This window comes from Staphylococcus sp. CWZ226 (assembly GCF_018986355.1).
Classification (GTDB): domain Bacteria; phylum Bacillota; class Bacilli; order Staphylococcales; family Staphylococcaceae; genus Staphylococcus; species Staphylococcus simulans.
The window spans coordinates 1-12257 of record NZ_JAHMSB010000003.1 but is presented as its reverse complement, the minus strand read 5'-3'; the positions used below and the strand labels follow the sequence as shown (position 1 = coordinate 12257).

General features: G+C 36.1%; 12 protein-coding genes. 7 read left to right on the top strand and 5 right to left on the bottom strand.

Annotation, left to right across the window (positions count from 1 at the left end):
- Window positions 1–59: 59 nt before the first annotated feature.
- Genes KRR19_RS03310 through KRR19_RS03300 form a run of 3 tightly spaced genes read right to left on the bottom strand, consistent with a single transcriptional unit; the run spans window position 60 to window position 2475 of the window.
- Window positions 60–239, bottom strand: a complete 180-nt coding sequence (locus KRR19_RS03310) for a FeoB-associated Cys-rich membrane protein (RefSeq protein ID WP_002479867.1) — start codon at window positions 237–239, stop codon at window positions 60–62.
- 12 nt (window positions 240–251) lie between these two features.
- Window positions 252–2246 carry a ferrous iron transport protein B gene (gene feoB / locus KRR19_RS03305; RefSeq protein ID WP_023015504.1) on the bottom strand — a complete coding sequence of 665 codons (1995 nt, stop codon included), beginning with the start codon at window positions 2244–2246 and terminating at the stop codon, window positions 252–254.
- Window positions 2239–2475 (bottom strand): FeoA family protein, encoded by a 237-nt coding sequence (locus KRR19_RS03300; protein ID WP_002479865.1) that lies wholly within the window; start codon window positions 2473–2475, stop codon window positions 2239–2241. Before KRR19_RS03300 ends, feoB begins: the two co-directional genes overlap by 8 nt.
- A 790-nt stretch (window positions 2476–3265) precedes the next feature.
- On the opposite strand from KRR19_RS03300, the gene KRR19_RS03295 reads away from it, so the two are divergent.
- The 6 genes from KRR19_RS03295 to KRR19_RS03270 all read left to right on the top strand — a co-directional run bounded on the left by KRR19_RS03295 (window position 3266) and on the right by KRR19_RS03270 (window position 9465).
- Window positions 3266–3964 carry a YveK family protein gene (locus KRR19_RS03295; RefSeq protein WP_023015503.1) on the top strand — a complete coding sequence of 233 codons (699 nt, stop codon included), beginning with the start codon at window positions 3266–3268 and terminating at the stop codon, window positions 3962–3964.
- Between the two features lie 144 nt (window positions 3965–4108).
- Window positions 4109–5989 (top strand): polysaccharide biosynthesis protein, encoded by a 1881-nt coding sequence (locus KRR19_RS03290; protein ID WP_057510023.1) that lies wholly within the window; start codon window positions 4109–4111, stop codon window positions 5987–5989.
- A 219-nt stretch (window positions 5990–6208) separates the two neighbouring features.
- On the top strand, window positions 6209–7075 hold the full coding sequence (galU, locus tag KRR19_RS03285) for a UTP--glucose-1-phosphate uridylyltransferase GalU (protein ID WP_156666717.1): 867 nt from the start codon (window positions 6209–6211) through the stop codon (window positions 7073–7075).
- 148 nt (window positions 7076–7223) lie between these two features.
- The gene (locus KRR19_RS03280; protein WP_002479861.1) at window positions 7224–7646 is read left to right on the top strand and encodes a universal stress protein; all 423 of its coding nucleotides are present in this window, start codon (window positions 7224–7226) and stop codon (window positions 7644–7646) included.
- Between the two features lie 111 nt (window positions 7647–7757).
- The gene (locus KRR19_RS03275; protein ID WP_002479860.1) at window positions 7758–8672 is read left to right on the top strand and encodes a DUF5996 family protein; all 915 of its coding nucleotides are present in this window, start codon (window positions 7758–7760) and stop codon (window positions 8670–8672) included.
- A gap of 73 nt (window positions 8673–8745) precedes the next feature.
- The gene (locus KRR19_RS03270) at window positions 8746–9465 is read left to right on the top strand and encodes an epoxyqueuosine reductase QueH (RefSeq protein ID WP_156666716.1); all 720 of its coding nucleotides are present in this window, start codon (window positions 8746–8748) and stop codon (window positions 9463–9465) included.
- 84 nt (window positions 9466–9549) lie between these two features.
- On the opposite strand, the gene KRR19_RS03265 is transcribed toward KRR19_RS03270, so the two are convergent.
- Together KRR19_RS03265 and KRR19_RS03260 are read right to left on the bottom strand one after the other, a co-directional pair.
- Complete coding sequence (locus KRR19_RS03265; RefSeq protein ID WP_156666715.1) at window positions 9550–10008, bottom strand: DUF3021 domain-containing protein; 459 nt, start codon at window positions 10006–10008, stop codon at window positions 9550–9552.
- Window positions 10005–10445, bottom strand: a complete 441-nt coding sequence (locus tag KRR19_RS03260) for a LytTR family DNA-binding domain-containing protein (RefSeq protein WP_002479857.1) — start codon at window positions 10443–10445, stop codon at window positions 10005–10007. Before KRR19_RS03260 ends, KRR19_RS03265 begins: the two co-directional genes overlap by 4 nt.
- 1242 nt (window positions 10446–11687) lie before the next feature.
- Here KRR19_RS03260 and KRR19_RS03255 point away from each other — a divergent pair.
- Window positions 11688–12059 carry a DUF488 domain-containing protein gene (locus tag KRR19_RS03255; RefSeq protein ID WP_002479856.1) on the top strand — a complete coding sequence of 124 codons (372 nt, stop codon included), beginning with the start codon at window positions 11688–11690 and terminating at the stop codon, window positions 12057–12059.
- Window positions 12060–12257: the final 198 nt, after the last annotated feature.

Sequence of the window (12257 nt, the reverse complement as noted above, 5' to 3'; positions counted from 1 at the left end):
TAGTTGACTAAAAAAGACATACACCCCTATGAAAGGATGTATGTCTACTGTTAGTAAATTTATGATGAGTGATGTTGTTGATGTTTTTTCATTTCTTTAGGCATTGAATGACCACAACCTTTGTTGATGTCGCAAGCTGCGCATTTGCCTTGTTTTGATTTTTTGAAGAAGCGGACGATTGTAAAGGCCGCATATCCAAATATCAATAAAAAGATGACAAGATTAATGAGTAGTGTCATAAATAATTCCTCCTAGAAAAAGAGTTGGCTAGATTGGTAGAACACAAATGCTAGGAGATAGGCAATCGCAATCGGATAAAGCGTTGCGATAATCGTCCATTTCCAAGACACTGTTTCTTTTCTGATGGCTGCGACAGTGGACAAGCATGGAATGTACAATAAGATAAATAACATAAACGCATACGCTGATGCGGGTGTGAAATGACTCGCAATCATATTTGTTAAACCTTGGCTGTCTACGGCGTAAATAATCGCCATTGCGCTGACAACGACTTCTTTAGCTAAGAAGCCAGGGATTAATGTAGCACCCGCTTGCCATGAACTGAATCCTAATGGAATCAATAATGGCGCAATCGCTGCACCGATTAAGTGTAAGAAACTATGGTCAACATCAACGCCAAAGCCAGTTGGACCTGCATAGTTTAATAACCAAATAACGACTGATCCACCGAAGATAAATGTACCTGCTTTTTTCACAAAGCCTTTTGCTTTTTCCCATGTACTACGCCAAAGTGTTTTTGCTGATGGTAAACGATAAGGTGGTAATTCAATCACAAAAACTGAGTTTTCCTTTTTCAAAATTGTTTTTGTCATCACAAAGCTGACAATTAATGCGACGACAATACCAATCACGTATAAACTTAACACGATGAGTGCTTGGTGTGTTTGGAAGAAAACACCTACAAATAATGCGTATACAGGTAAACGCGCTGAACATGACATGAATGGTGTAATTAAAATCGTCGTTAAACGCTCTTTCTCTTGTTCAATAGAACGCGTTGCCATGACACCTGGTACATTACAACCAAAGCCGATAATCATTGGGATAAATGATTTACCATTAAGACCTAAGCCTTCCATGACTTTATCCATAATCAAGGCAATACGTGCCATATAACCTGAATCCTCTAATACTGAAATAAAGAAGAATAGAATTAAGATTTGCGGTACGAAAACTAAGACAGCACCGACACCTGCGATAATCCCATCTGTAATCAAATCTTTCATGAATGGGAAGAGTCCAATCGCATCCATTCCTTGGTTGACCCAATCTGTAAAGGTACCGCCGATAAATTCATCTAATTTATCTGACAGCGGGGTACCGATCCATGAGAAGGTCGCTTGGAAAATCAGCCACATGATACCTAAGAAGATAGGGATACCTAAAATCTTATTTGTTAAAATTTTGTCGATACGGTCAGTCAAATATTGTTTTTTCTTATCTTGATGCGTAATGACATCTTCAATAAGTGTATCGATAAACTCAGTACGTGAACGGCGCATACTATCCACAATTGAAATATCTAATTGTTCAGCAAGATGATTACGGATTTGACGTAAATCTTCATGATGATGTGCACTGATATAGTGTTCAATGGCTGGATTGCCCAGTAAATATTGAACAGCGATAAAACGATGGCGTTTCTCAGGCAATTCTAAATGATGTTTTAAATAATGTTGTATTTCAGATAAGGCGTGTTCGACTTTATGCTCGTATGGAATTTTCAATGGTTGTGATGTAGATAAAGTTTCTTCTTTCAAGAGTTCTAAGATGCTATCGATACCTTGGCCGCTTCTCGCCACAATCGGCAAAATCGGCAACTTCAAACGACGCATCAATAAATTACGATTGATTTGGATGCCGCGTTTCTCTGCGACATCGCCCATATTTAAACAAAGTAATAAAGGTGCCCCGAATTCCATCAATTGTGTCGTTAATAATAAATTACGTTTTAATTGTACTGCGTCGACAATATTGATGATTTTTGAAAACTCATCGTGCAGTAAATAATCTGTCACGACTGTTTCATCTTTCGAAATCGGTAATAAGTCATAAATACCAGGTAAATCGACCAGATCTCCTTGCTTATCTGATAAAATACCGACTTTCTTTTCAACGGTCACACCGCTCCAGTTGCCGACATATTCATATGAACCTGTCAGGGCATTGAACAGTGTGGTTTTGCCGACATTCGGATTGCCGACAATACAATAGGTATTAGACATGCGCTTGCTCCAATGTGATTTTACATGCATCACAATGTCTGATGCCGATACATTGTCCGTCCATTTCTAATGTGCATGGACCTTTCATAAAGAATTTCTGACGTACTTTAATTTTGCTTCCGACTGTAAAACCAAGTGCGCTTAAGCGATGTGCTAGCATTGTATTATCGAAGTTCATGTTGATGATTTTATAAGTTAAACCTTTTTTGGCGTTTGCTGCGTCTACCATACGGGACACCTCTCTCGTTTATTACTAATTGATAACTATTATCATTGATATTTTACACTAAAAAGAAGATGACTACAATATAAAGTTTAAAAGTTATTTCGAACATTATTTGAACAGTGTTACATTTTTTGTTTGTTTCAAACAAACTGAGTATGTGTATGAACCTTTACAAAATTTTGAAAATGGATTGTCAAGCCTATTGCCTTTTAAGTTTGTTGTATATTATAATCAATCTTGTTAACAAACATTTTGTCATCATAATAATGATAGAAATGATTTTTTTGTTTTAGGCACAAATTTTAGTGCGATTATTTATTCCTCATCTTAGAACATCTCCAACTCGCAACGAAAAAGCTAGGCTGTTTATGTAAGAATAGACAGTTGCTTAAACTTCATGACCACGCATGTAGACATGCGTTATTTTCAAATGATGCATTTTTTTATTCCATTAACCTAAAATTAATTTAACACTTGATCATGCACGCTTATGCATATCTTAGTTGTTTTTGTGACTTCAATGTTTAATGCATTTAATGTTAAGCAAGTATGAAGCTATTTTTGCGTTTCTTTAGGTTTATTGTATACTTTGTTGTTTCTGTCGTTAATTGCGATTTAAGAATGTTAATTACATGTAAAACTTATGCAACAATTCAATTAATGTGAATTAATTTATTTTGTTTTCCTTTATAATGGTTATCAAACGGTCGGAATTTGTTGTGTAAGTTAAAATAACTTTAACGTTTCTGACATGTATCATTCAATTTCCGCATTACGGAGGTAACGAAGCAATATGGAAGAAAATAATAGTTTTGATTTTTCAAATGTATGGAGGATAATCAAGCGTTACTTAAAGTGGTTGATTATTTTTCCTATTGCAGGTCTGATTTTAAGCGTGCTGTTAACAGCACTTATAGCGCAACCGAAATATGAAGCAACTTCACAAGTATTGATTGAAAAAAGTGATAAAGGCGATTTGACGATGGCTGAGAAATACCAAGCTGATTCTCAAATTGTGGCTACATATACAGATATTGCGAAAAGCCCACGTGTCTTAGGCAAAGTGGCAGAAGAGATTGGAAAAGATGAAGATGCGAAATCCATCACTGAAAAGGTAGAAGTGAACAACCAACCGAATTCTCAAGTATTGAACTTTACCGCAACGGCTAATAGTGAGAAAGATGCGGTGAAAATCGCAGATACTGCTGCTGAAGTACTTAAAGAAGAGGTCAATGCAATATCACCAGATGGCGGTATTGAAATTCTTTCTAAATCCAAAGATGATGTGAAAGAAATTTCATCAAGCATTGCTAAAAATGCATTTATAGGGTTGGTCGCAGGCTTTATTATCGCAGTTATTTTAATCTTAATCCGAGAGTTCTTAAATCAATCAAAAAGTTCTTCAAAATCAAATACACATCAGACACAACATACACAACAACGTAGACGTACAAAACGAGAAGATTTAACACAAGATGACTTTGAACGCTAAGATAAGCGCAAGTCTTGCAGCAAGAATCTGAGAGGAACAGCGGGTTGGGACAGGTAAGCTTCCCAACCTTTTCCATTTCATTTAGAAATAACATAAACATTACACCGAGAGTAAACAGAGATCAATTAATTGAGGTGAAATAAAGTGTCAAAAATTTCCGCAAGACAGCAGCGACTGATATTACTATTGTTTATTGATTCAATCATTGTTGCTTTTTCTGTCTTTTTGAGTTATTTAATTCTTGAACCGTATTTCCGCGGTTATTCTTTATCATTGTTAATTTTATCATCACTGGTATTGCTGTTTTCTCATCACATCTTTGCCAGTGTATTCAACTTATACCACCGGGCTTGGGAATATGCGAGTGTCAATGAAATGATTGTCATAGTTAAAGCGGTCACATGTTCGATGGCCATGACCGTTTTAATCGTACCGTTCTTTACACATGAAGGTCCGTTTTTGAGATTATACTTCATCACATGGATGATGCATGTGTTATTAATCGGTGGCTCTCGTTTATCATGGCGTTTATTTAGAAGAACACTGGTACGTAAAGGCGTTAAACGTAAGAATACATTAGTTATCGGTGCTGGTGAAGGCGGTTCAATGTTGATTAACCAAATGTTGAAACGTCCGACTATGGGCATGGAACCTGTTGTAGTCGTGGATGATGATCCAAAGAAACAAAAGTTGACGATTACAGAAGGGGTTAAAGTTCAAGGTACTATTGAAGATATCCCAGATCTAGTTAATAAATATCGTATTAAAAATATCATTATTGCGATACCAACGTTAACACAACAGCGCTTAAGAGAAATCAATAGTATTTGTGAAAATACACAAGCGACTGTATTGAAAATGCCGAATATTGAAGAAGTTATGTCAGGTAAATTAGAAGTCAGCCAATTGAAGAAAGTGGAAGTTGAAGATTTACTTGGACGTGATCCTGTAGAGTTGGACATGGAAATGATTTCCAAAGAATTAACACATCAAACGATTATGGTTACAGGTGCCGGCGGTTCAATCGGTTCTGAAATTTGTCGACAAGTGTGTCGTTTTGCACCCGCACGTATTATTTTGTTAGGACATGGTGAAAACAGTATTTACTTAATTCACCAAGAACTTCAAAAACAATACGGCGATCAAATTGATATCGTACCGGTTATCGCTGATATTCAAGACCGTTCACGCTTATTTAAAATCGTCAGTCATTACCAACCATATGTGGTTTACCATGCAGCTGCACATAAACATGTGCCGATGATGGAATATAACCCAAGTGAAGCGATTAAAAATAACGTAATCGGAACGAAAAATGTGGCTGAAGCAGCGCGAGAAGCGAGAGTATCTAAGTTCGTTATGATTTCTACAGATAAAGCAGTGAATCCGCCGAATGTGATGGGTGCGTCTAAACGTGCCGCTGAAATGATTGTACAAAGTATGAATGAAGAAAACAGTCATACGAACTTTGTGGCAGTAAGATTCGGTAATGTATTAGGTTCACGTGGTTCTGTTATCCCATTATTCAAGAAACAAATTGAAGCGGGCGGTCCAATTACAGTGACACACCCTGAAATCACACGTTACTTTATGACAATCCCTGAAGCAGCACGTCTGGTATTACAAGCAGGTGCGATTGCGGATGGCGGTGAAGTCTTCGTATTAGATATGGGAGAACCTGTTAAAATCGTAGATCTTGCGAAAAACCTAATTCGCTTAAGCGGTTATAGAGATGGAGACATTGAAATCAAATTCACAGGTCTCAGACCTGGTGAAAAGTTATATGAAGAGTTGCTTGATGAAGACGAAATCCATCCAGAACAAGTTTATGAAAAAATCTACCGCGGTAAAGTAGAAGAAATGAAAAATGAAGATGTCCTACGTATTTTAGATGAGATTATTCATAGTAAGGACTATAAACAAAAATTAATTGATCTTGCGAATCATCGCTACGACATTAACAATAAACCACAAAAAGATGATGAAGGGAACTCTGATATCCCTCCCTTTCGTCTAATCAAATAACACCTCAACTAAGCATCTGATGAAAATCAGGTGCTTTTGTTAAAAGTTGACTATTACACGATAAAACCCTAATATTATCAGTGATGTAAACGTTACAATTTGTGATGAAATCACAGTTTGAAGATAAAGAGATGAACGTTTTAAATGTGGCTGTTTAAAAGATAAGTCAAGGTATAATCTTGATAATTTCAGACCACCTGATGAAAAAGGAGATATTGTATGACTAAGATTAAAAAAGCAGTAATTCCCGCAGCAGGCCTAGGAACACGTTTCCTACCAGCAACAAAAGCGATGCCGAAAGAAATGTTGCCGATTTTAGATAAGCCGACGATTCAATATATCGTTGAAGAAGCCTATCGCGCAGGAATTGAAGACATTATTATTGTGACAGGTAAACACAAACGTGCCATTGAAGATCACTTTGATAATCAAGTTGAACTTGAAAACAACTTAAGAGAAAAAGGCAAAACAGATTTATTAGAGAAAGTGCAACGCTCTACACACTTAGCCAACGTATTTTATGTCCGTCAGCGTGAACAAAAAGGTTTAGGCCATGCGATTTGGACAGCAAGACAATTCATCGGTAATGAACCGTTCGCTGTGTTACTTGGTGATGATATTGTGGAGTCTGATACACCAGCGATTAAACAATTAATGGATGTTTATGATGAAACAGGCAAATCTGTCATCGGTGTACAAACAGTGCCAGAAAAGGAAACACACCGTTATGGTATTGTGAAACCTGAGAAGCAAAATGGGCGTTTGTATGAAGTGGAAAAATTCGTCGAAAAACCAGCGCCAGGGACAGCACCATCAAACCTTGCGATTATGGGACGTTATGTCTTAGCACCTGAAATATTCGATTATTTATCTACGCAAGATAAAGGCAGCGGCGGCGAAATTCAATTAACAGATGCGATTGAACGCTTGAATCATGACGATGAAGTGTTTGCGTATGATTTTGAGGGACATCGTTTTGATGTTGGAGAGAAAATCGGTTTCGTTAAAACGACGATTGCTTATGCATTAAAAGATGATGAAATGAAAGAAGAAATCAAATCATATATCCAATCTTTAGATTTATAAGCCATAATTTATAACAGAGGATGTTTATTCGCATCTTCTGTTTTTTTCATGCACAAAATAGGAAGTTTCCGTTATAGATTAATAACTTAGGGTATATTAATAATGAATAGGTTAATACTAAACTTTATCAAGAAAGAAGTGAAGTTGTATGTATAATAATATTTTAGTACCGTATGATTTCGGTAATGCGTTCAACAATGTACCAGACCAATTAGAAGCTTTAACAAGAGGAAATGATCAAGCCAAAATCACTGTGTATCATGTGATTTCTGAAACTGAATTAGCAAACTATGTACGCTATCAAAACAAACACTTTGAAGAAGTGACAAAAGAAAAAGAAGTCGACATGAAACCATTTATACAAATCCTTGAAGATAAAGGCATGAACTATGAAATTGTCTTTACAACAGGTAGTCCGACAATTGAAATTTTAGATGAGTTAGAGAAAAATCATTATGATATCGTTGTGATGAGTAACAAACGTTCTCGTATTGAAATTAAACACGTACTTGGCCATGTGACTCATAAAGTCGCAAAACGTTCTAATACGCCAGTATTAATCGTTAAGTAAATCTATAACATGGTCGTTGAATAGATATGACAGTTAGAAACCGCTTCGGCGGTTTCTTTTACATTTCTCTGATAAAAAGGGGTAGAGGTAAGAAAAAGAGGAGGTATTTCCATGGAAATCTTAAAGTATCAAGATTGGAAAGAAGAGCATCAAACATTACATTTAATTGCGCAAATACTAGGTAAATATAAATTAGCGTGTGCTTATCAAGCACCTCAATGGGAACATGTAGTCTTAAATATTACACCTGAAGGCTTTACGACAGGGATGTTGTATTTTGGTGAAAAATATTTCTCAATCAGCGTGAACGTATTAGATGACCAAATCGAAGTGCGTGTGAATGAAGATATGACAACCTTCCCACTACAAGATGGCAAAACAGTTCAAGACTACTACAAACAAATCACAGGAACAGTTAAAGAGTTTGATATTGAAGTCGACATTAATCCAGAACCTCAAGAATTGGCAGATAAAACACCATTTGATGAAGATACGAAACATCACCATTATGACCATGATAAAGCAGTGAAAGCTATCCAACTCTTTCAGTATGCGAATCGTGCATTAGAACGCTTTGTGCACCCTTTACGTGCACGTGTAGAAGGTCCTGGTTTATTCTGGGGAACATTCGATGTATCAACATTAGTGGTGTATAACGAAATGCATGAAACATTCAAACCACGCCAAGTGATTGAATATGGTTGTTTCGATGAACGTTTTGTAGAATTTGGTTTCTGGTTTGGTGATGATAACTTTGAAGGACCTACATTCTTTGTTTTACCTTATCCATTCGTAGATGCTGACTTTACGTATGAAGGTACATTACCAGAAGGCGCTTATTTCAGTAAACAATTAACAGAATTTGTTTATGAGTTACAACGCGGTGATTTAGATGAATTAGATACGATAGATGAAACATTTAAACGCGGCTTTGAAATCTTTACTGAGCACCAAGGTTGGGAAGACACGTCACATTATACGATTCCATTGAATATGCCGAAGAATAACGTATCAGACCATGAGTAATAGCACATCTATGATAATTCCGTTATAATAAACGCACATATAAATTCTCAACTAAGAAGGAGCGAAGACATCCATGATTGAAATGGACGGCATTGTAGCCAAGATGAAAAATCAAAAGATCAATTACGATAGAGTCTTAAAGAAAATGATACAGCAATGGGAGCGCTCAGAGGAACGTCCTAAAATCTTATTGCACAGTTGTTGTGCGCCTTGTAGTACGTATGTGTTAGAGTTTTTGACACAGTATGCGGATGTGGCGATTTATTTTGCGAACCCGAATATTCATCCAAAGAAAGAATATGAACGCCGTGCGTATGTACAAGAAGCATTTATTAAAGATTTCAATGAACGTAATGGGACAAATGTCCGCTATATCGAAGCCCCTTACAAGCCGCATGAATTTATGAAGATGGCGAAAGAACGTGGTGTGACAGATGAACCAGAAGGTGGCTTACGTTGTACGGCATGTTTTGAAATGCGTTTGGATATGGTGGCAGAAGCGGCTGTCAAATATGGTTATGATTATTTCGGCAGCGCATTAACATTATCGCCAAAGAAAAATGCGCAGTTGATTAATGAAATAGGATCAGAAGTTCAAAAATTATATGATGTTAATTATTTACCGAGTGATTTCAAAAAGAATAAAGGCTATGAACGTTCTTTAGAAATGTGTCGAGACTATAATATTTATCGTCAATGTTATTGTGGCTGTGTTTTTGCGGCACAAGCACAAGGGATTGACTTTAAAGAAGTGAATAAAGCAGCCCAAGCTTTCTTTGATGAGCTTGAGTAAAATGAAACTACACAATCATAAATCAATTAAGCTCCCGATGAGGCAGACACTGATACAGTGAATCCTTTATCGAGAGCTTTTTATTTATTTGAGTTTGTGATTAATTTCATTGACTAAGCGTTTATTCTTAATATAGTTGATGATCCAAATCATACCGTAGATGAAGAGGAAGATGAGTGTAAATAACAAGATATTTAATAAATCGAGCGGGAACCATCCAGCTAACATCGCAAGCGGTAAGAATCCAACATAACAGAGTACTAAATGGACGAGTGTTGTTTTAAGCAAGCTCCAATCTGTTTTATAATAAATCATTTCAGCGAGTGTAAAGAGTACGCCAATTAATCCCCATATGATGACACATACGAACATGGTCATCACTTCAGAAAGATGTGTATGATAGTACATTCCCATTGTTGAAACGGGTGATAAGGGTTCGTATTGACCTTGCGCAAAAATAAACGAGAAGATAAGAGACATTGTGATACCTATCGTTATGCCAACCATAAAACCGATACATAATTGTTTAATCATATGTTTCATTGGAATAACCTCGCTTTCAATTGTTTTAAATAACGTCGTGAGGAATAAGTTGCTTCACCATGTTTCATTTCGATATGAATCATACCGTTTTTACTTAAGCTTAAGTGCTTAATATTATGCATGTTAATGATTTCTGATTGTGAGATTCTGATGAAATCCTTTGGCAAGGATTGTTCTAGCTGATAAAAGCGCTGTTGAATGTGCAGACGATGCGATGTTGTATAGGCGAAGAGTTTGCGCTGTTCTGAACGGATGTAGAGGAAATCTTCTATGGGGAAGCGGTATGTTTTATCATTTTCTTTGCCTGTTAAAGTTTGAATGGTTGATGTTTGTTGTGCAGCTTGGATAATCGCATCGACTGTTTTGGAATGTTCGTGTGCGTAGATATCAACATATTCTTCAGGATAAGTCGGATCAAAATAGGAATTGATTTTCATGAGCACTCGCTCCTCTCTTTAATTCTATTAAAGCAGAGCTTGATGATTATGAGAATAGTTTTGATACATGTGGTATCAAGGGGACGACAAGTGGTTAAAAAACAAAAAAAGAGAGAAGGTCTGGGGAAACCTTCTCTCCATTACAGTGATTTTAGAAATGAAGGGGAATCATTTCTAGTACTTGTAATAACAATATCAATTTTTAAGGAGTTTACTCATTGTTCAATACACTCAGGGGAAAGTGTATTGAGACTAACCATTTAGTATATTTCTATCAGAGTTCATCAATATGATTGGTTATCATTCTTATTACTTACTTTGCCTACAATTTTTAAGGAGTGGATTGAGCATGTATGACATGCAGACGTTGAATCCTCTGTCATCCAATCTATCTGTTTCATGAATGCTCAACTTTTGAATATACCTACGACTCATTTTTAGAGATAAGCTCGTGCATTCTATTCATATTATCGGGGCACATCATTCCTTACAGCCGCTTACGAAAGTTGGGAGTATACTAAGTAAATGGTTGGGGAGCCACTTACTTTAAAATGCAGCTGTTTTGAAATTTTGTTGTTAACTTGATGTATCAGGGGAAACACATCAAAGTTTAATATGATTCGAATGTGTCAGCATCGAAATTAGGATGGGGTAATCCTGTCTTCGTTTTCGCTTATATGAGCAACTCACCTCCTGAAATATACTAAAATTGATACATGTTTCTTTAGGATGCGGGGAACATCTTTAAAGAAATATGCAGCAACATGACAGAAATCCTACCACGGTGTTCCTGCCAATGACATTTCTAGGTTGTTGTTCTGAGATGTACTCGTTCACTGTAAAGCGTCGCATTATCGTAAAATAATGCCGCCAAATTAAAATATTAAATAGATAGCGTTGTTTAAAGCGCTCATCTATCTGTTGTTCGTGTCTCAGGGGTCTCTTGAACAACATTATCGCTTGAAACAACTTTGTTATCTATTTCACATACTACAATAACATGAGTTGTGATTAAAATCACTATAAATGGTGCATAACTTTTTAGAGTTGTGACGTTATTGTGAAACTGTACAGTTTACTGTTGTACTATGTAAGCGCTGTACCACCACAGAATGATTGTATACAATACGGAATGTTGTGTTTCTTCCTATTAAAATAAGAAATGAGCGTCGTTTGTGTATATAGGACAAGGGTATAATAAATATAAAGTGTTGATTATTGTTTGAAAGGAAGGATGCTTGTATGGCAATCAAAGTAAAACGTATTTATGATGACAAAGCAGAAGACGATGGTGTACGTGTATTAGTGGATCGAGTTTGGCCACGTGGTATTTCAAAAGAAAATGCGAATTTGGATGAATGGTTAAAAAATATCGGACCGACAAAAGAATTAAGAGAGTGGTTCAACCATGATGCAGATAAGTTCGAAGACTTTAAAAAGAAATATATCAAAGAACTTGAAAACAATGATGAACAAAATGAAGAACTCAAAACACTAGAAGGCATGGTTAAAGATGCACGTAAAGATGTGATTATTTTATTTGGCGCTAAAGATGAAAAACATAATCAAGCTGTTGTCTTACAATCTTATTTGAAAGATCAAGGATACAAGTAAGGTTAAATTAACCAGTAATCATTGAATAAATATTGAAGCAATCCAGTAATGCATATAACGCTTTACTGGATTGTCAGACCGTAGACAAACTACCGTTATAACTTGAAAAAGTGTAACGGTAGTTTATTTTTTTTATGAAATTTTCGAAAATATGTATAAAAATCTTTATAATAGAAGTCCTCACGGACTCTTATGTAA